Origin of the sequence: Catenuloplanes niger, assembly GCF_031458255.1 — a bacterium.
Lineage (GTDB): Bacteria > Actinomycetota > Actinomycetes > Mycobacteriales > Micromonosporaceae > Catenuloplanes > Catenuloplanes niger.
Genome location: NZ_JAVDYC010000001.1, coordinates 4,317,533 through 4,337,838, shown reverse-complemented (window position 1 = coordinate 4,337,838; position 20,306 = coordinate 4,317,533). Strand labels below are relative to the sequence as shown.

Here is a 20,306-nt window from a genome sequence, read left to right as displayed (position 1 = left end):
GTATCAGCGGGTTACCCGGATCGGCATGATCAGGTAGCGATACCCAGTAATGATCTCGCCGTCTTCGCTCGCGGGGGACAACACGGCCGGTTTGAACGCGTCGACGAACGACAGCACGGCGGTCGGCGCGTTCAGCTGGTTCAACCCGTCCAACAGGTACTGCGGGTTGAAGCCGATGGTCAGCGCCTCGCCGGTGAAGGTGGCGTCCATGGCCTCGCTGGCCCGCGCCTCCTCGGTGCCGCCGGCCTCGACGACGAGACCGTCCTCGCTGAAGCTGAGCAGGATGGGGGTGGTGCGCTCGGCGACGAGCGCCACGCGGCGGGTGACCTCCTGGAGTGCGGAGACCGACACCCGCGCCTGCGCGTTGTGCGTCGCGGGGAACAGCGACCGGACCGGCGGGTAGTTGGCGCCGTCCAGCAACCGGCTCGTCGTCCGGCGGGTCCCGCCGGCGAAACCGATCATGCCCTCGCCCGCGCCGCCCTGGGCGAGGGCCAGGGTGACCTGACCGCCCAGCGGGCCGAGCGTCTTCGCCGTGTCGTTGAGGGTCTTCGCCGGCACGAGCGCGTTGATGTTGATCTCAGGGTCCTCGGGCGACCACTCGATCTCGCGCATGGCGAGCCGGTAGCGGTCGGTGGCGAGCATGGCCAGCGTCGTGCCGGTCAGCTCCAGGCGCACGCCGGTCATCATCGGCAGCGTCTCGTCCCGACCGGCGGCGATGGCCACCTGGCTGACCGCGGCGGCGAACGCGGCCGCGTCGACGGTGCCGGCGCTGGCCGGCATGTCCGGCAGGCTCGGGTAGTCCTCGACCGGCATGGTCGGGAGCGTGAACCGCGCGCTGCCGCAGACCAGCTCCAGGTGCGGGCCGACCGCGGCGATGTCCACCGGCTTGGCCGGGAGCGCCTTGGTGATCTCGGCGAGCAGGCGGCCGGAGACGAGCGCGGCGCCGTCGGAGTCGCCCTGCACGTCGACGCTCACCTGGCTGGAGACCTCGTAGTCGAAACCCGAGACCTGCAGCACGCCGTCGGTGACCCGCAGCATCACGCCGGCGAGCACCGGCACGGACGGCCGGCTGGGCAGGCTCTTGGCGGTCCACGCCACGGCGTCGGCGAGCGCGTCGCGCTCCACTCGGAACTTCATGGCCACGTGCCTCCGGGTCGACTGGTTGGGCATCCCTATTCTGCCGGTCCAGCGCCAAGAGGTGGGTACGCGGGCCAGACCCTGTGCGGACCGGGTGCCCGGCCCTGACCTACCGAACCTTAGGTCGCCCCGATGACCTCCGCTCCCCCGCCCCCGGCCGTTCGCGCCATCCGCCAGCTCCTCCTCGGTGCGTCCTGGATCTTGCGAGGCGAAGCGCGAGTTCAAGATCCTCCACAAGCCGATGATTGATCTTTCTTATTTCTAGAAATAAAGAGAGTCGTAGTCATCGGTGCTGTGGATTCTGGGGATAACCCGAGTTTTTGCAGGTCAGGAAGTTATCCACCGGTGATTATGCTGTGGAGAACCGGGGTATAACTCGGCAAGTTCTCCACAGGCCGTCTGAGGGCCTCCGGGTTATCCACTGCGTAACCCCGGTTATCCACCGGTTGTCCACCGGGTTTCCCCACAGGTGTGGATTACGGCTCGGGCGCGCGGCCCCCTGTGCATAAGAGTTATCCCCAGAACCTTCAACAGGATATGCACACGAGATCAACACCTGGGGACAACCGATTACTGCGTGTGCACATCCACAGTCGTTTCCACAGAAGTTATCCCCAGCTGTGGACAACCCTCGACGGAGTTATCCACCGACTGTGCATAACTCCGGTGGATGGCTTGTGGACAGTGTGTGGACAGTGTGGACAACCAACCGATCGGAGGATGTGGATAGAGGTGCCCACCTGTGGATATGGGAATTCCGGCATGCGCACTTGCGACCTGCGTGTCCACAGATTGTGGATAGATACCTGTGGAAAACCGTCAAGATCTGTGGATGCCTGTGGACGGAGCCGACACGCAGTGGACAAGCGGTGGATAACTTCTGGGGATAACTTCGGACACGACAAAGGGCGCCCACCGCACCCGCGCGACTCGGGGTGGGGCGAACGCCCTGGTAACAGTTGAGTAACGGCCTACCGCGGACCCGGACGAGGCGCCATCGGGCGCCGTCCGGACGATCCCGGGGCTACGAGTTCTGCTTGATCCGGTTGGTCAGCTCGGCGATCTGGTTGTAGAGCGACCGCCGCTCCGCCATCTGCTGCCGGATCTTCCGGTCCGCGTGCATCACCGTGGTGTGGTCGCGGCCGCCGAACGCCTGGCCGATCCGGGGCAGCGACAGGTCGGTCAGCTCCCGGCACAGGTACATGGCCACCTGGCGCGCGTTGACCAGCACCCGGGAGCGCGAGTGGCCGCGCAGGTCCTCCAGGCTCACCCCGAAGTACTCCGAGGTCGACACCATGATCTGGTCGGCGTTGATCTCCGGGCCGGCGCCGTCCGGGATGAAGTCCCGCAGCACCTCCTCGGCCAGCGACAGCGCCACCGGCGACCGGGTGAGGCTCGCGAACGCGGTCACCCGGATCAGCGCGCCCTCCAGCTCCCGGATCGAGGACGAGATCCGGGACGCGATGAACTCCAGCACGTCCGGTGGCGCGAGCAGGCGCTCCTGCGCGGCCTTCTTCTGCAGGATCGCGATCCGCGTCTCCAGGTCCGGCGGCTGGATGTCGGCCAGCAGACCCCACTCGAAGCGGGTCCGCAGCCGGTCCTCCAGCGTGGTCAGCTGCTTCGGCGACCGGTCCGAGGAGATGACGATCTGCTTGTTCGCGTTGTGCAGCGTGTTGAACGTGTGGAAGAACTCCTCCTGCGTCCGCTCCCGGCTCACCAGGAACTGGATGTCGTCGATCAGGAGGATGTCGGTGTCCCGGTAACGGCGCTGGAACGCACTGGTCTTGTCGTCCCGGAGCGAGTTGATGAACTCGTTCGTGAACTCCTCGGTCGACACGTACCGCACCGAGCGCGCGTGGCCGAGCGTGGTGGCGTAGTGGCCGATCGCGTGCAGCAGGTGCGTCTTGCCCAGCCCCGAGCTGCCGTAGATGAACAGCGGGTTGTACGCCTTCGCCGGGGACTCGGCCACCGCCACGGACGCGGCGTGCGCGAACCGGTTCGAGGAACCGATGACGAACGTCTCGAACATGTACTTCGGGTTCAGCCGGTTGCCGCCGGACTCACCGCCGGGACGCGCCCGGTCGAGGCCACCGGGGCCGCCGGTCACACCGGGGCGGAGTTCCCGCACGGTACGGCCCGGACCGCTGTCGCCGGGCCCGGTGTCCGCGGGGTCGTCGGCCATCGGCGGCGCGGCCGCCCGTGGTTCACGGCCGAACGGCGGCGGGGTGTCGTCGTTGAACGCGTTCGCCCGCTGGCGGCCCTCGTCGCGGCGCGGCGGCTCGGGCCGCTCGTGCACCTGCGCGGGCTGGTACGGCGGGTGGGCGTCGGGCTGCGGCATGCGCGGCTCCGCGGCCGGTGCCGGGGACTCCGCCCGTGGCGGCGCGGCGAACAGCGCGGCCTGCGGCTCGTCCCGGGCGGCCGGCGGCTCCGGCGTGCTCTCCCGGCGGGCGCCGTTCGGCGAGATCGGCGCGGTCTCCGGCTCGGTGCCGCGCTCGTCCGCGTACTCCGCGCGGGAGTAGTCCCGCTCGGAACGGGAGTAGTCACGTTCCGAGCGGGAGTAGTCGTGCTCCGGACGGGAGTAGGTGTTCTCCGGGCGGGAGTAGTCGTGCGCCTGGTCCGCGACCGGCGGGTCGAACAGCGCGTCCCGCTCCGGATAGGACGGTGCGGGCTCCGGCGGAGGTGACGGCGAACCGTAGATCGTCCCGGCCGGACGCCCGGCGCCGTCCTCGGGCGGCCGGACCGTGACCGCCACCTGTATCGGGCGGCCGAGCCGGCGGGAGAGCGCGTCGGTGATCGCCGGGCGCAGCCGCGACTCGATCACGTCCCGGGTGAACGCGTCCGGCACGGAGAGCAGCGCGGTGTCCTCGACGATCGCGCGCAGCCGGGTCAGGCGGAGGTAGGCGCGCTGCTGCGCCGACACGATCTCATCGGCGAGATCGTCGGTTGCGGCGCTCCACACCGAGGCCAGGTCGACCGTGTCGGCCACCGTCCCGCCACCCCCATCGCTCCCGACATCACCGGTCGCCTGCCGGCCGGTTGCCGCTGTCGTCCTGTGGTCGCGGGACCGCGGGTCTGCTGTCGGCCCCCCGCCGACACTGCTGCTACCCACGTTCTTCACGACCGTCGTCCACAGGTTATCCACACCCTGTGTACCGACCGATTGTGGCTTACCGTCCGTTGCTGGTGAGACCGGCCGAGCTGCGGTGGCGCGGATGAAGGGTCCACCGTGCCGAACGACTTTCCCCCTCGTCCGGTTCTGGCCGCCCGGCGCGCCGGCGGCCGGGCCGCCGATGTCGTCACCGGCAAACGGGCACGCTAACAGCGATGGCCCCGCAGCATCAACCGCCGGACCGTGCCGGGCGGCCCGGGTAGGGAGTACCCGCAGTTCACCGGCGGTGTGCCCGGCCGGCGCGTTTTGACGCCCGGTGGTGCACCCGCGTACTCTGGGCAGGCTAATCGGCTGGCCGTGACGGCCCGCCGGACGACTCCTGGTGCGGCCGGTTAGCATTGACCAGAGACTTCGGGCCGTTTGCAAGATCACCTCCGGCCTCGGGGAACGCAGGGACAGACGACCTCCGGCTCGCAGAGCGTGCTCGGGCCGTACGAAGACGGAGTTTGACGTGAGCAAGCGCACCTTCCAGCCGAACAACCGCCGCCGCGCCAAGACCCATGGTTTCCGGCTGCGGATGCGCACCCGTGCCGGTCGCGCGATCGTTTCCGCGCGCCGCGGCAAGGGCCGCGCCAAGCTGTCTGCCTGACGTCCGGCCCGCCGGTCAGGAGGGGGCAGGTCAGTCGTGTTGGCCGCAGCGCAGCGACTGCGGCGTAGCAGCGACTTCGCCGTAGCGATCCGCGCTGGCCGTCGGGCCGCGCGCGGATCCGTCGTCGTCCACCTCCACCTCGCGTCCACGGAAACCGTGGGCGTCGAGGGGACCGAGGGTTCAGTGCAGCAGCACGAGGCGATCGAGCCGGTGCACGCCGCCGTGGCGGCGCGCGCCGGCTTCGTCGTTTCCAAAGCGGTCGGCAACGCGGTCGTCCGCAACCGGGTCCGCCGTCGCCTCCGCCACCTCGTGCGGGAGCGGCTCGACGCGCTGCCGGCCGGTGCCACGCTGGTCGTACGCGCGCAGCCGGGGGCCGCGCGGGCGACGTACCCACAACTTGGTCTTGATCTTGATGCGGCGTTGCGGGCCGCTGTCGCCCCGCGTGCCGGCCGCCAGTCAGACGGTGCGAAGCGACGCAGGGATGGTGCCGGATGAGCGATACCGAGCGTCCGCCCACGCTCGCGGCCCGTGTGCTGGCGCGCTGCGTCATCGCGTACCGTCAGTGGATAAGCCCGGCGCTGCCGGCACGCTGTCGTTTCTATCCGTCGTGCAGCGCATACGCCCTGGAGGCGGTCACGCGGCACGGAGCACTGCGGGGGAGCCGGCTCGCGATCTGGCGGCTGCTGCGCTGCCACCCCTTCCATCCTGGCGGATTCGACCCGGTGCCCGACCCGGACCGCCGTCGCGCGAATGTGACTGGAGCCGGAATTGTTTGACTTTAGCCTGGACCCGATCTACTGGGCGATCTCATGGATCCTGCTGAAGTGGCACGCCGCCTGGGACTTCATCGGCGTCCCCGAGACCACCATCCTCGGCACCAACTGGTCCTGGATCCTCGCGATCATCTTCCTGGTCGTCACGGTTCGCGTGGTGCTCTTTCCGGTCTTCGTCAAGCAGATCAAGTCCCAGCGCGCGGTGCAGGCCCTCCAGCCGCAGCTCAAGGCGCTGCAGGACAAGCACAAGGGTGACCGCGAGACCCTCCAGAAGGAGATGGTCGAGCTCTACCGCAAGGAGAAGGCGAACCCGCTGATGGGTTGCCTTCCGATGTTCATCCAGATCCCGGTCTTCTTCGGCCTCTTCCACGTGCTCCGGCGCCTGGACCCGGCCAAGATGAACAAGACGCTGTACGGATGGACCGCGGAGCAGTTCGACGGCGCGGCCAACGCGAAGCTCTTCACCGTGCCGATCGCCGGCAAGTTCGGCTCGACCACGGACGAGCTGGTCCGGCTGGGCGCCAACCGCGTCACCGTGATGATCGTCGCCGGCCTCCTGGTCCTGATCATGATGGCGACCACGTACCTCACCAGCCGCCAGATGATCCTGAAGACCGGCTGGGCGGAAGACCCGCAGCAGAAGATGATCCAGCGCCTGATGCTGTACGGAATTCCGCTTTCTCTGCTTGTTTCGGGCTATTTGTTCCCGATTGGTGTGATCATCTACTGGGTGTCGAACAACCTCGTCACCCTCGCTCAGCAGCAGTGGGTCCTCCGGAAGTTCCCGCCGCCGGTCACCGCCACGGCCGGCCGGACCGGTGGCTCCGCCGCGTCCCGCCAGAGCGAGCCCGCCAAGACCGGTCTCTTCGGGCGCAAGAGCGCGCCGGTCGAGCCCGTCAAGCCGTCCGTCGACACCAAGGCGCTCGCCCCCAAGCCGGGCGCCAAGCCGGTCCGTCCGGGCAAGGCGGCCCAGGCCACCAAGACCCAGGCGAACGGCGCCACCGCCACGCCGGCCAAGTCGGGCGGCACGCCCGGCAAGAACGCGGTCGGGCGTACGGGTGGAGTCCGGGCGAAGAAGAGCAACCCGTCGGCGAAGCCCAAGGGCTGACGACCCCCATAAACGTGCCCGACGTCCCGGCCCGCGCGGCCGGGGCGCCGGGGAACCAGCGGACCGGTGACGGTCCGGCCCAGCGAGTACGGAGATGACACCGTGACCGATACCAGCACTCCCCACGCTGACCAGGACCTCGAGACCGAGGAGGCCGTCGCCGAGCGCGCGGACGAGGACAGCGAGGAGACCAAGGAATCGGAAGGCCCGTCCGACAGTGACCTGTTCCGGCAGAGCGAGATCGCCGCGGACTACGTCGAGGGTCTGCTGGACATCCTCGACTACGACGGCGACATCGACGAGCTGGTCTCCGCGGGTCGCCCGATGGTCGAGGTCGTCGGCGGACGGCTGCAGCCGCTCGTCGGACAGCGCGGCGCGACCCTGGAGGCGCTCCAGGAGCTGACCCGGCTGGCGATCTTCCGGGCCACCGGGACGCCGAGCCGGCTGCTGCTCGACGTCGGCGGCTACCGCAACGCGCGGCGCAAGGAGCTCGCCGCGGTCGCGCGCAACGCGATCGAGAAGGTGCGCGAGCACGGCGAGCCGGTCCGGCTCGAGCCGATGTCCGCGTTCGAGCGCAAGTGCGTGCACGACGTGATCAACGCGGCGTCCGGCGTGGAGAGCGAGTCGGAGGGCGTGGAGCCCAGCCGTCGCATCGTCGTGCGGCCGGTCGACTGATCCGTGCGCGAATCCGCTTCCAGCGGCTCGGAGGGCGTCGTGCCTTCCGAGCCGCTGTCGTCTGACTCTCCGTCCTCCGCGGCGTCGGCCGTACCGGCGGAGGACCTTGATCTGTCGCTTCCGGACGCGTTGCGGCCGGCGGCCGAGGCGTTGTTCGGGCCGCGACTGGAGCTGGCCGCGCGCTTCGCGCACCTGCTGGGCACCGATGGCGTGGTGCGCGGGCTGATCGGCCCGCGCGAGGCGCCGCGCATCTGGGAACGGCACCTGCTGAACTGTGCCGCGCTCGCCGAGCTAATCCCTTCCGGCGCTTCCGTCGTCGACGTCGGCTCTGGGGCCGGTTTGCCCGGTATCGTGCTAGCGGTGGCCCGTCCTGATCTCACGATCGCGCTGGTCGAGCCACTGGCACGACGGACCGCCTTCCTGGCGGAAGCGGTGACGGCGCTGGGCCTGGACGACACCACCACGGTGATCCGGGGCCGCGCCGAGGAGGTCGTCGGGAGTCCCCTCTCCCCCGCCGACGTCGTCACCGCACGGGCGGTCGCGCCGCTTGACCGGCTCGCGGGCTGGTGCCTGCCCCTCACCGCCGTCGGCGGGCGGCTGCTGGCCCTCAAGGGGTCGTCAGCCGCGGAGGAGATCGCGGAGCATCAGAGCGCGGTGAGCCGGCTGGGTGGTTCCACGCCGGTCGTCCGGCTGTGCGGGGAGTCCCTCCTCGACGCGCCGACGACCGTGGTGGAGATCGTCCGGGAGCGGGCGGTCGTGCCGGCACGGTCGGGGAAGGCGTCCCGTCCGGAGCGCCGGTCCGCGTCCAGGGCCGGCGGTGCCTCCGGGAACGGGAGGAGACGGAGGGGCTAGATGCGGGGTCGGCGGCGCGGTAAGCGGAAGGCCAGCGGCGGGCGTTCGGCGGTGCCACCCTCGCCGGCTCCCGGCATGCCGGCCGTTTCCGGCAGCGGTGCGGGTGAGGCTTCCCGGGCCGCGCCCGGTGAGGTGGCCGCGGCCGGCCGCCCGTCCCGGAAGAAGCGGGGACGCGGGCAGACCGCGGATCCGTCCGGGCTGCCGGGTGGTCCGGACGCATCCGTGCGGTCGGTGGGACTCCGTGGTGCGGCGTCCGGTTCCGTCCGCGGCGCGGGTGGGACGGTGGGAGGCGTCGTGGGCGCGCCGGCCGCGAGACGGTCGGCGCCCGGTCTGCTCTCCTCCAGCCCGCTGGATGCCGTTCCCGTGGACACCGAGGCCTCCGCTCCGGCGCCGGCCGCGCGTGTCCCGGGGTTTCCGGCACCGGTCGCCGTACCGGTGGCGGCGGTTCCGCTCCTTCCGGCGACCTTCACCGCGCCGCTGTCCGCGTCGCTCGCGTCCCGGCTGGCCTCCGGCCTCCGGCCGCCGCCCGAGATCGACCCGCTGCTGGAGGCGCCGGACGGCACCGGGTGGCCGGACTGCGAGGCGCACTGCTCCGGCGTACTGCGGCTGACGCCCGGGTTCATGGTCTTCAGTTCCGAAGGTCTCTCGTTTCCCGTGAAACATGGTCCGGATGGGCGTGGCCATGGGCGCCCCACCGCCGTAGGCTGGCCGCGCGTCGATAGTGTGGACTCATCCGAATTTGGCAGGGATGACACGGTGCAGGACTACGGAAGCTACCCAGGCTCCTCCTCTTACCCTGTTTCACGTGAAACGCGCTATGACGGCTCGCCGGGCGAGCCCTCGTACGGCAGGATTGATCCCGCCCCGGTAGGACCGGGTGGATATGAGGGCGAGGAGTATCCGGTGCCGCAACCGCGGGTGGGAAACGGCTACGGCGGACCCGAACTGCCGACTGAGACAGACAGCGACCCCTACGTTTCACGTGAAACGCCGGCTCCCGCCGACGTCGATCTTCCTTTGGCCATGGAGGCGTTGCGCGCCGTGCAGATCCTGAATCCCAGCGGCGAGGTGACCATGCCTCGTCCGGCGCATCCCCGGATCATGTGCGTCGCCAACCAAAAGGGTGGTGTCGGCAAGACCACCACGACCGTCAACCTGGCGGTCGCGTTGGCGCTGCACGGCAACCGCGTCCTCGTGGTCGACCTCGACCCGCAGGGCAACGCCTCGACGGGTCTGAACGTGCCGCACCACGCGGGCGTGCCGGACGTCTACGACTGCCTCATCGACAACGTGCCGCTGGCCGACGTGGCCCAGGGCGTCGAGGGCATTCCGAACCTCTGGTGCGTGCCCGCGACCATCGACCTGGCCGGCGCCGAGATCGAGCTGGTCTCCGTGGTCGCCCGTGAGTCGCGGTTGTCCCGTGCGATCAAGAGCCACCCCGAGCAGTTCGACTACGTCTTCATCGACTGCCCGCCGTCGCTCGGCCTGCTCACGGTCAACGCGCTCGTGGCCGCGCAGGAGGTGCTGATCCCCATCCAGTGTGAGTACTACGCGCTGGAAGGGCTCAACCAGCTGATCAACAACATCAACCTGGTACGTCAGCACCTGAACCCGACGCTCGACGTCTCCACCATCCTGCTGACCATGTACGACCGGCGGACCCGCCTGGCCGACGCAGTCGAGCAGGACGTGCGGAACCACTTCGGCGACAAGGTGCTGCAGGCCGTCATCCCCCGCAACGTCCGCGTCTCCGAGGCGCCCAGCTACGGGCAGTCCGTCGTCACGTACGACCCGGGCTCGCGCGGAGCCACCAGCTACTTCGAGGCCGCCCGCGAGATCGCCGAGCGGGGCGCCACGGAAAACCTGGGCCGCAACGGGTAGGCGCCGCGGCGCGCTTTAGCATGGTCGGTTCCGGGACGGCTACATCGCCGACCCGTGGTGTGTGGCACTGTGTGGTTGATTCGGGCGACTTGGTGGCCGTCGCGGGTGGCGCGGCGGTGGCGGCATCGGAGCAAGGAGAAGCGGGCAGATGAGGAAGGGTCCTAAAGGCGGGCTCGGGCGTGGACTCGGAGCCCTGATCCCGACCGCGCCTGTGGCCGAGACGGTGTCCGTGCCCGCTCCGGCCGCACCGCCGGCTCCGGCTCCAGCCCCGGCAGCGCCGGCGGTCGCCGCTTCGGCACCGGCCACTTCGGCACCGGCCGCACCGGACTCGCCCGCGGTGGAGTCGGAACCGGCCGCCGCGGAGCCGCCCGTACCGCCGGCTCCGGCTGCTGAGTCCGTTCCCGACGAGCCGGTGCTCGCACCCGTCCCCGGCGCGCGCTTCGCCGAAATCTCGGTCAACGACATCATCGCCAACCCGAAGCAGCCCCGGCACGTCTTCGACGAGGAGGCGCTGGAGGAACTCAAGATCTCCATCCAGGAAGTCGGGTTCCTCCAGCCGATCGTCGTCCGCGAGCTCGAGCCCGGCAGCTACGAACTCGTCATGGGTGAGCGGCGGTGGCGTGCCGCCCAGGCGATCGGCCGGGAGACCATCCCCGCGATCGTCCGGGATACCAAGGACGACGCGATGCTCCGCGACGCCCTCCTGGAGAACATCCACCGCGCCAACCTGAACCCGCTCGAAGAGGCGGCCGCGTACCAGCAGCTGCTCGAGGAGTTCGGCGCCACCCACGACGAGCTGGCCCGCCGCATCGGCCGCAGCCGCCCCCAGATCTCCAACACCATCCGGCTCCTCAACCTCCCGCCACAGGTCCAGCGCCGCGTCGCCGCCGGGGTCCTCTCCGCCGGGCACGCGCGGGCACTGCTGGCGCTGGAGGACGCAGACGCCCAGGACGAGATGGCCAAGCGGATCGTCAACGAGGGCATCTCGGTACGCGGCACCGAAGAACTGGTGCAGCTCGCGCTGAGCGATGGGCCGGTCGCCAAGAAGGCCGCGCAGCGCCGCGCCAAGCCACACGCGCCGGCCCTGACCGACCTGGCGGACCGGCTCTCGGACCGCTTCGACACACGCGTCAAGGTCGACATCGGCCGCAGCAAGGGCAAGATCACGATCGAGTTCGCGACCGTGGATGACCTGGAGCGCATCGTCGGAATAATCGGCGTCGAGCGTCGCGGCGACGAAGAGGCCTGATTGGCGTACACCCCCGATCGGCTCGGAGGGCTAACAGCCCTTCGGGCCGATTTGCTTTTCCGGGGGTACGTGGAGAGCGGCGGTGCCGGTTTCACGTGGAACGTGAGGCGTGCGTGCGGCGGTCTGTGCGGCTCGCTGGGCTTCGGATCGGTGTGGGCGGGTGTCCGTGCCAGGGGTCGGTCACGCGGTGCTGCTGTAGATCATCTGAGCGGGTTGGTTCGGTGTTTCACGTGAAACTGGGGTTCGCCGCGTTGCGCGAGTGGGCGGGCGGATCAGGTGGCCGGCCATGAGGGCCGGTCCGTCACTCTGAAGCGGGGCTTCTCCCATTCGGCGAACTGCCGGTCGGATGGCGAGGGCGCTCGAGTTCGTGGTGCTGGAGCGGTGCTCACGGGACTGATGACGGACGCGGTCGCGACCGAGATGTGGCCTCATCCGGGAGTACGCGGGATCGAGTGCGCCGTCGTCTGGCCGTGCTGGCCGTCCATAGCCAGCGCTGTCTGCCGCTCCGGCGAAGCTGAGCCAACGGAGGTTCCGAGCGAGTTCGCCGACCAAGGCGTGGGTCCCTAGCCAGCGCTCTAGAGCTGGGTCTGCGAACCCGGGACTTCGTGCCGCAGGGCGGAGGTCGCGGCCGGAGATGTTTGGTCGCCGGATCGCATCCCGGAGGGCGACGTCCGGGAGTGCGGGTTCTGGCGTAGGTGTTTCTACAACTGCACTCCATAACGTCGGTCAGTTCGGGGATACCCACCGCATGGCGTGGGCGTCGGTCCGTTCACCGCGGCGCGCCGTTGCATCAGGTGGACCGGATTAGCCTGGGCCTTACCGCGACGTGTCCGGTCAACTGACTCCATCGGTGGGCAGTCGGGCTTGGTAAGACCTGGGCGGTTCGGAGTGGATCTGGATGGCGCCATCTCCGGCGGCACTCCGCGCCGAGTCGTCTCAACGAACGCAGCTCCGCCGTACTCGTGTCCAGCCGCGACCAAGTACACCCGCTCGTCACTAGCGAGTCCGTTACGGCTCCCGCATACCGGCATCGGCCCGGTTGGCTTCCGCCAACCTGAAGGACGCGGGGTGCGCGGCGGGTTCCGTCGCGCGGCAAGGATTGGGCCGCTGGCGAGCAATTGCGCTGTGCCGTGCCACACGAGGTAGTACAGCGAATCGGCCCGCCTGCCAAGTCGCGTCGTGCCGGACTACGCCGGGTGAGGTCGAGCCGGTCTACCCGGCTGGGCCGAGTCGGCTGGGCCGGCCGAGCCGAACCGGCCAAGCCGAACCGGGTAAACCGAGCCGGTCGAGCCGAGCCCGGTAAACCGAGCCGAGCCAGCTGAGTTAAGCGGCCTAGCTGGTTGAGTCAGCTGAGCCGAATAGCGCCCACCATGCGGCATGGCGGCGTGCCGCACTGAGCGGGGTGACGCCGCACACCGGATGGTGCTGTGAAACAGCCCGCCGCATGGTGCCGTGGGCCCATCGGACAACGCTGTTCATGCCGCACAGTGCGGTGGTGCCGTAGCGCAGGCAGACGTGCCACCTCACCTACCTTGACTGACGCGAGCCGAGCCGCCGTGCGAAGCCATACTTGCCCCCCAAGCGTGCTGCACGGAGCCGCTAGGGCCAGGATGGACCCGCAGGTGGATCACGCGACCAACGTTGAAGCAATCCGGTCATAGGTTCAGCGAAGAGAGTGTGGCGGTATCCGTGTCTGCTGGCCGCTCTCCAAGCAGTTGGTCGATCTAGAGTGCGGGAGGCTTTCCGCAGTGATCGCACTCCGTCGACCGCCGCCAGTCGGTGTATGTCCCTGGATTCACCTGTGGGCGGGAGCGTCCCGAGCCTATAGGCCTGGCATCCTGGCCCGTGTCCGTCGACCGTGTAGTTGCTCGCGGCGACTGCTTTCGAAGACGCCGAGCGGCGCTCAACTCCGGTGTCTTCGCATCGTTAGCCAAGACAGCGATCCAGTTGTGAGGCCCGTGAAGAGCGGAACCCTGCAGCACCCTCGGTGCCCACCGGCGTCGTCTGGCTCTGCCTCGCCTGGTGAAGCTCCGAGGTGCGCTGCCATCGGATTGCTGGGTTTCACGTGAAACGGGGTGCCGTGCGCAGTGCACCGCTGGAGGCAGTACCCCTCCTCTGGGCCATCGGGTCGGTCGCATGGATGTCAGGACGGAGCCGAACCAAAGTGCGTATTCACGGGATCCGCCGCACGCCTCACGTCGGCGACTTGACCCGCACAGGGCTGGATGACTCCCTCCTCCGTTGACAGCGGCGGCCTGTGGATTCTCAGCATGAGATGGTCCCCGGGCTGCCAGGCAGCTCGCATTGCTCGACGGGGCTCCATGCCGGCGTTGAAAACGTCCTTAGCGCGAGCCGCCAGTTCGTTCTGCTCGTTACGGGCAATGCGTCTTTACGCTAATCCGCTACACCGCAACGGGCACTCGAAGCCTTCACTGCTCCTGACTGAGCGGTTGGTTCGCACCGTCCAGCTGCTCGCGCTCCGAAGAAATGCGCCCACATCACCATGCGGACAAGCTGATCCCTGACCTACGCGGGCCTCCCCATATGGCCTTTCGATGTGACCTAGCCAAGGGCGAGCGTCTGCCGTAGACCAGCCGCACAACGCACGTTGATCACGACGGTTTCACGTGAAACGCGCGGGGCGCGGGGCGCGGGGCGCGGGGCGCGGGGCGCGGGGCGCGGGGCGCGGGGCGCGGGGCGCGGGGCGCGGGGCGCGGGGCGCGGGGCGCGGGGCGCGGGGCGCGGGGCGCGGGGCGCGGGGCGCGGGGCGCGGGGCGCGGGGCGCGGGGCGCGGGGCGCGGGGCGCGGGGCGCGGGGCGCGGGGCGCGGGGCGCGGGGCGGTGACTCCGTTGCTGGGTTAGGAGGCGGATCCGGGTGGACGGAGGAGTGCGAGCTTGATTGTCGCGATGAGTCGGCCGCAAGCTATCCGGTGGGTGGTCGTCAGAGTCGGCAGGACCGACGCCGAGGAATCTCAGGCGCGGCCAGCCGAGTTGCGTGATCTCAACTTGCGCTAGCAGCGCCGGGCTTGAGGCAGGAGCGGACTATATGCGTCAGGTGGCGTTAGGCCGCGGGTGATCTTCGGCGTCGACGGCAGAGGGGTGTCGCTGTCGAGGCATTGGTGGACAGGGCTGGCATCCGACCGTGTCCGGGGCTCGACGGCCACGGTTCAGACGGAGTCTGCGTTGAACGGGCCGTGCCACCGTAGAGCCATGAGTCCGGGTCCGGCGAACGCGGGCACTCGGCGACTAACGGAAGTAAGGCACGTCGCGCCGCACTCCCCTGTGCTGTTCGTCCGGTGCTGTGTCGAGCACTCGCCGGTTGCGCCGCTGCTTCGGCCGGGGTGCATCGTGACATGGTGGCAGTAAGCACAAACCATCCAACTTTTCTGTACGGGGCGATGCTGGCTTCTTCAGCTAGTGGGTGTGTGGCGGTGGCACCATGGGGCGATGTGGGAGCGGCGATGGCGAGGGGTGCCTCGGTGGGTCGTCGCGGTGAGGTTGGTCAGGCGCTTGTTCTGGCGTACGGCGGTGTCGTTCATGCGGTCCAATTGGCCGGCGGGTGGCCGCCGTACCCGTGGGTGCCCGGGTGGCTCGCGGCGTACTTCGTTTCCCTCACCGTGCTTGATCCGGTGGCGGCATGGCTCTTGCTTGAACGGCGGCGGGTGGGCCTCTATCTCGCCGCGTTCATTTTGGTGACCGACGCGCTCGCCAACGGGTACGCCAGTTACTACCTGCCGATGGGTGCCCCGGCGTCGAGAGTGGCACAGGCGGTGATCACCGGGTTGGCGGTGGGGTCGCTCGTGGTTGCGTACCAGGCGCGACCACGGATGCGTCGCTGACGGCGGATCTCTATTCCGGGCATTCGCCCGAGTCAGGTCGAGCCGGCAGGACCGGCGGAGAATCACGCGTGAGTTCTGCCGCAGGCAACGAAGGCGGGCATGTGCCGGTCCGCAGTCCGCTACGACGGTTTGAACCGCGTGTGCTGACAGCAGCATTCGAAGCAGGCTTCCCCGGTCCACCAACGCGTGTCAGGGCTGGAGATGATCAGGCCGGCTTCCTCGGTACCCCTCTCTTCCGTCACGATCTCGTCGCGTCGGCCGTTCGTACGGCTGTCGCGTGGGACCCGCACCGTTGACGGCGCCGGTCCGAACCAACCGACGCGGGTCAACGCTCGGCTCGTATGTGGGAGGCGATGGAAGCACCCGTCCGCGAGTCCTCAGGGCGACCTGTGGAAGCGGCGCACCCCAATCTCGGATCATTCGTCGCCGGGAAGCGCTGGCCATCCAACCCTGCAGAGCGAGCGCCGTAGGAGGTGGCTGCCACGAAGGGGATGACATGGGTTCGGCAATCCGTCGGGGATCGCGCGTCATCATCTGACCTTGTCTCAAGGCCGGAAGACGACAACCCTTCACTCGGACAGACCACACCTCCGGACGAGAGCCAGACCGCCATTGGCATCAGATCGGTCGGCCTTGGCCATAGGCGCCGGTGGAGACACAGGCTTCATCGCCGAGCGGTCCTTCCGGTCCACGGCACAGGTGGACCGTGCGATTCGAGGAGTTCCGGCTCTCGCGAGGATTTCTCGGGCCGGCGTCGTGAGTCCTCGACCGCCCCGTTTCACGTGAAACCCCGAGATCGACTCGGCTCGGTCCGCGGCCCATCCCGGCGCACCGGGCCTGTGGAAAACTCCGTCCACTCGGCGAGACGGGGCGGCCGCTTCGCGGTGGGCAAAGTTATCCACAGAAGTTATCCACAGGGCGCTGCGTTTCACGTGAAACAGCGCGTCAGATGGCCTGTTGCCCTGTGGATGACGGTGGTGGATAACCGCTTTTTACGCGTCCACGCAGGGTGTTTGATCGCCTCCGCTGAGGTGGGCATGCCGATCGGTAATCCACAGGGTGCGAAGCGTGCCTGTGGATAACTCGGTGGATAACGTGGCCTGTGGACGTACCGCCCGGCATGCTCTGGACTGGCTTCGGCGGTGCCGAAATGAGGTAAGGACATCGGGCGGGAAACCCGTTAGGGTCAGCCTCGTGCCCCACACCCCCTCCTCCGTTCCGGAGTTCACGAAGTGGCCGTCGTTCCCGTTCGAGGGCGACATCCGCGTGAAGCAGATCGAAGACCCGGTCGAGGTCGAGCCGTCACGCAAGGGTGAGGGCTCGGCGGACTGTGTCGCGTGTGCCGCGCCCGACGAGGCGTATATCTGGGTCAGTGACCGCTGGCGGGTGCGCGCGATGGACCAGCCGTCGGGGCTGCCCATGGTTCTGATCCTGGAGTCGCGGTCGCACCTCGACCTGGGTGACCTGCCTAATCTGCTCGCCGCCGAGCTGGGCGTGATGACCGTCCGGTTGGAACGCGCCATCCGCTCGCTGGACGGCGTCGCTCGGGTGCACGTCAACCGCTGGGGTGACGGTTCCGCGCACCTGCACATGTGGTTCCTCGCGCGTCCCTACGGGCGGCTGCAGTTGCGCGGCACGTTCCTGTCGCTCTGGGACGCGATTCTTCCGCCGATCCCGGAGATGCAGTGGCGGGAGAACCTCGCGCTTGTCGCCGCGTGGTTGGCCGAGTTCGGTGGCCGTCCGCTCGCCGAGCCGCCGCACATTCAGTGGCAGGCGCCGTCCAGTTTCGCCGCGGCCGGTGACAGCGCCGGCGACGACACCACCCGCGGTACCCGTCCAGCTGACGGCGACACCGGCGGGTCGGCACCGGGAGGCAGCGAGGCCAGCGGCACGTCGATCGCCGCGCCGGCGGAGCCGATCAGTTCGGTCGCCGCGCTGGAGGAACCGGACGACGAGGCCGCGGCCGGCGGGAACCCCGTCGCTACCGACACCGACTCCGCGCCGACCAAGGCCTGATCCACATGGTTCCGGCCCAACGTTGCCGGTGCCGTGTGAATCAGGCCGGTGCGCCTGTTGGACGACCTCGGCGGCCCAGCCCCGAGGGAACCCGGGACGGGTCTCGGGTTGCACGGTGGCCGGCCGAGGACCTGTTCTGCGCCTCCCGGCTCAGCCGAAAGCAACTCTGCAACGGTCCCGGGCCTGAAGCCAGGTCAGCACAACCCGGAATCCGGCACAACCCGGAATCGTGCTCAACGCTCGCAACGCGAAACCGAGCCGACGCGAAACCGAGCCAATGCGAAACCGAGCCAACGCGCGATCCGTACTACGCGGGATCTTCACACCAAGCGTGATCTCGCACCATGGGGTACCCGGCACCACGCGAAACCTTGCACCACACGGAACCGACCATCGCTGAACTCGGACCACCAACACAGAACCGCGCACAGCGTGAAATCCAGCAGGACCCGAAAGGCCGGGCGGCAGCCCACGATCGCCGGCGCGACCGCGACGGCCCGGCCAAGCACGAACCCCGAATGCGCAATTCCGAACGCGCAACCCTGAACGCCAAACCCCGGACAGCCGACGGCACGCCGCCGAGGACACGCGGCTCGGACACCCCGGCCCGGAGACCCGGGCCCGGAGACCCTGCATAGGGAAGCGCGGCCCAGGCAACCGCTTCTGTCAGAGCCATTCTCTCGCGATTTCGGACCGACCGACTTTCCCCCACGCCGCTTCGCGAATCGGTCAAATGCCCCGCCGAACCGCCCGTTCCACCAGCCCGCTCAGCACAGTCCCCAGATCCAGTCCCGCTGCCGCTACCGCCAGCGGTAGCAGTGACGTCTCGGTCATCCCCGGTGACACGTTCACCTCGAGCACGTGCGGCACCCCGTCCGGGTCGACGATGAGGTCGACCCGCGACAGGTCCCGCAAGCCGAGCGCTTCGTGCGCCGCCACCGCGACCGCCGCCACATCCGCCGCGACGGCCGGGGACAGCCGGGCCGGTGCGTGCCATGTCGTCAGGCCGGCCGTGTACCGCGCCGCGTAGTCGTACACCCCGTCCCGCGGCACGATCTCCACGGCCGGCAGCGCGGTCGGCCCCTCCCCCAGGTCGACGACCGACACCGCGATGTCCGCGCCGGTCACGTACCGCTCGACGAGCGCGGTCGAGTCGTATGCGAAGCAGCCCACCATCGCGGCGGGCAACTCCGTGCCCGACCGGACGACGGACGCGCCGAGACCGGACCCGCCCTGCGCGGGCTTGACCATCAGCGGTACGCCGAGGCGCTCCACGATCCGGTCCAGCACCGCGACCGCGCCCAGCTCGGAGAACCGGTCGTGCGGCAGCGCCACCCAGTCCGGCGTTCTGATCCCGGCCTCGCGCAGCACCGCCTTCGCGGACGGCTTGTCCCAGGCGAGGCGCGCGGCCCGGGCGTCGCACCCGACGTAGGGCATGTCGAACAGGTCGAGCACGCCGCGTAGTGAGCCGTCCTCACCGGTGGCGCCGTGCAGTGCGATGACGACCGCGTCCGGCGGGTCGGCGCGCAGGCCGGGCAGGAGCGCGACGTCCGCGTCCCGGAGCTCGGTCTGCACGCCGGCTGCGTGCAGCGCGTCGACGACCCGGCGGCCCGACCGGAGCGAGACGTCCCGCTCGTAGGAGAGGCCGCCGGCGAGAACCAGGACACGAAGATCGCGAGACATGCCGTCGATCATGCCAATTGCGAACCGGGCACATCCGCCCCGCCCTGGCCCGGACGGAGACCGACCGAACCGGAGCCGAAGACGGAGCGCATCGCCATCTCCTGTTCCATCACGCCGGAGAGCCGGCGCACGCCCTCCCGGATCCGCTCCGGTGACGGGAACGAGAAGTTGAGCCGCATGTACCGCTGGCCGGTGCCGTCCGAGTAGAACCCGGTGCCGGGCACGTACGCCACCCGGGCCGCGATCGCACGCGGGACCATCGCCTTCGAGTCGAGCCCGTCCGGCAACGTCGCCCAGACGAACAGCCCGCCGGACGGCCGGGTCCACGTCGTACCCGCCGGCATGAGGTCGTCGAGGGAGTCGAGCAGCGCGTCGCGCCGCTCCCGGTACACCTCGCGGTAGACCTTCAGCTGCTCCCGCCACGGCATCGTGGTCAGGTACTGGGTGACCGCGGCCTGGGCGAACGCGCTCGGGCAGAGGATCGTCGCCTCGGTCGCGATGACCAGCTTGTCGCGCACCGCGTGCGGCGCCAGGATCCACCCGATCCGCAGCCCGGGCGCGAACGTCTTGGAGAACGTGCTCAGGTAGAACACGCCGTCGCGCCGGCGGGCCCGCAGCGGCCGGGGCGCGTCGCCGTCGAAGCCGAGCTGACCGTACGGGTCGTCCTCGACGACCAGCAGCCCTTCCCGCTCGCAGATGTCCAGCACCTGCTCCCGCCGCTCCTCCGACATGGTCACGCCGGCCGGGTTCTGGTAGGTCGGGATGGTGTAGAGGAACTTGATCCGCCGGCCGGACGCCCGGACCGCCGCGATGGACGCCTCCAGCGCGGCCGGGATCAGGCCGTCGGAGTCCATCGCCACGTGTTCGACGGAGGCCTGCGCGGCCTGGAACACGCCGAGCGCGCCCACGTAGGTCGGCCCCTCGGCCAGCACCACGTCGCCCGGGTCCAGGAACAGGCGTGCGACCAGGTCGATCGCCTGCTGGCCGCCGACCGTCACCACCACGTCGTCCGGGGAGGCGCCGCATCCGACGTCGATGCCGGAGAGCGCCATCACCTCGCAGATCTTCTCGCGCAGCTCGATCGTGCCCTGGCCGATCCCGTACTGCAGGGTGGTGCTGCCCTGTTCGCTGCCGAGCCGGCCCAGCATCTCCCCCACGGCATCCAGCGGAAGTGCGGCGATGTACGGCGCCCCACCGGCCAGCGACACCACCTCGGGGCGACTGGCGACGGCGAAGAGAGCTCGGATCTCCGAGGCGGTCATGCCCCCGACACGGGCGGCATACCTATCGGTGTAATCATCGAGCGTCGTGCCGGACATGATCACCTCACTCTTGG

General features: G+C 69.4%; 14 protein-coding genes. 10 read left to right on the top strand and 4 right to left on the bottom strand.

Annotated features, from left to right (window positions below; all coding sequences use genetic code 11):
* Nucleotides 1-3: 3 nt before the first annotated feature.
* Nucleotides 4-1,137, bottom strand: coding sequence for a DNA polymerase III subunit beta (gene dnaN, locus J2S44_RS19090; RefSeq protein ID WP_310415672.1), 1,134 nt, complete (start codon nucleotides 1,135-1,137; stop codon nucleotides 4-6).
* A gap of 1,024 nt (nucleotides 1,138-2,161) precedes the next feature.
* A complete protein-coding gene (dnaA, locus tag J2S44_RS19085) occupies nucleotides 2,162-4,123 on the bottom strand; it encodes a chromosomal replication initiator protein DnaA (RefSeq protein WP_310415670.1) in 1,962 nt (653 codons plus the stop codon).
* A gap of 634 nt (nucleotides 4,124-4,757) precedes the next feature.
* Here dnaA and rpmH point away from each other — a divergent pair.
* From rpmH to J2S44_RS19035, 10 genes are all read left to right on the top strand, one after another.
* Nucleotides 4,758-4,895, top strand: a complete 138-nt coding sequence (gene rpmH / locus J2S44_RS19080) for a 50S ribosomal protein L34 (protein ID WP_307242019.1) — start codon at nucleotides 4,758-4,760, stop codon at nucleotides 4,893-4,895.
* Nucleotides 4,896-4,931: 36 nt separating this feature from the next.
* The gene (gene rnpA, locus J2S44_RS19075; RefSeq protein WP_310415667.1) at nucleotides 4,932-5,390 is read left to right on the top strand and encodes a ribonuclease P protein component; all 459 of its coding nucleotides are present in this window, start codon (nucleotides 4,932-4,934) and stop codon (nucleotides 5,388-5,390) included.
* Nucleotides 5,387-5,671 carry a membrane protein insertion efficiency factor YidD gene (gene yidD / locus J2S44_RS19070; protein ID WP_310415664.1) on the top strand — a complete coding sequence of 95 codons (285 nt, stop codon included), beginning with the start codon at nucleotides 5,387-5,389 and terminating at the stop codon, nucleotides 5,669-5,671. The genes rnpA and yidD overlap by 4 nt, the downstream gene beginning before the upstream one ends.
* Nucleotides 5,664-6,776, top strand: coding sequence for a membrane protein insertase YidC (gene yidC, locus J2S44_RS19065; RefSeq protein ID WP_310415661.1), 1,113 nt, complete (start codon nucleotides 5,664-5,666; stop codon nucleotides 6,774-6,776). The genes yidD and yidC overlap by 8 nt, the downstream gene beginning before the upstream one ends.
* Before the next feature lie 102 nt (nucleotides 6,777-6,878).
* Nucleotides 6,879-7,451 carry a Jag family protein gene (locus tag J2S44_RS19060; protein ID WP_310415658.1) on the top strand — a complete coding sequence of 191 codons (573 nt, stop codon included), beginning with the start codon at nucleotides 6,879-6,881 and terminating at the stop codon, nucleotides 7,449-7,451.
* Between the two features lie 54 nt (nucleotides 7,452-7,505).
* Nucleotides 7,506-8,303 carry a 16S rRNA (guanine(527)-N(7))-methyltransferase RsmG gene (gene rsmG, locus J2S44_RS19055; protein WP_374727998.1) on the top strand — a complete coding sequence of 266 codons (798 nt, stop codon included), beginning with the start codon at nucleotides 7,506-7,508 and terminating at the stop codon, nucleotides 8,301-8,303.
* 903 nt (nucleotides 8,304-9,206) lie between these two features.
* Nucleotides 9,207-10,184, top strand: coding sequence for a ParA family protein (locus J2S44_RS19050; RefSeq protein ID WP_374727997.1), 978 nt, complete (start codon nucleotides 9,207-9,209; stop codon nucleotides 10,182-10,184).
* Nucleotides 10,185-10,332: 148 nt separating this feature from the next.
* Complete coding sequence (locus J2S44_RS19045; RefSeq protein WP_310415655.1) at nucleotides 10,333-11,433, top strand: ParB/RepB/Spo0J family partition protein; 1,101 nt, start codon at nucleotides 10,333-10,335, stop codon at nucleotides 11,431-11,433.
* Between the two features lie 3,478 nt (nucleotides 11,434-14,911).
* Nucleotides 14,912-15,271 (top strand): hypothetical protein, encoded by a 360-nt coding sequence (locus tag J2S44_RS19040; protein ID WP_310415652.1) that lies wholly within the window; start codon nucleotides 14,912-14,914, stop codon nucleotides 15,269-15,271.
* A 1,194-nt stretch (nucleotides 15,272-16,465) separates the two neighbouring features.
* Nucleotides 16,466-17,287, top strand: coding sequence for a hypothetical protein (locus tag J2S44_RS19035; RefSeq protein WP_310415649.1), 822 nt, complete (start codon nucleotides 16,466-16,468; stop codon nucleotides 17,285-17,287).
* 729 nt (nucleotides 17,288-18,016) lie between these two features.
* On the opposite strand, the gene J2S44_RS19030 is transcribed toward J2S44_RS19035, so the two are convergent.
* The gene (locus tag J2S44_RS19030) at nucleotides 18,017-18,970 is read right to left on the bottom strand and encodes a D-alanine--D-alanine ligase family protein (protein WP_310415646.1); all 954 of its coding nucleotides are present in this window, start codon (nucleotides 18,968-18,970) and stop codon (nucleotides 18,017-18,019) included.
* An 8-nt stretch (nucleotides 18,971-18,978) separates the two neighbouring features.
* The gene (locus tag J2S44_RS19025; RefSeq protein WP_310415643.1) at nucleotides 18,979-20,289 is read right to left on the bottom strand and encodes an aminotransferase-like domain-containing protein; all 1,311 of its coding nucleotides are present in this window, start codon (nucleotides 20,287-20,289) and stop codon (nucleotides 18,979-18,981) included.
* Nucleotides 20,290-20,306: the final 17 nt, after the last annotated feature.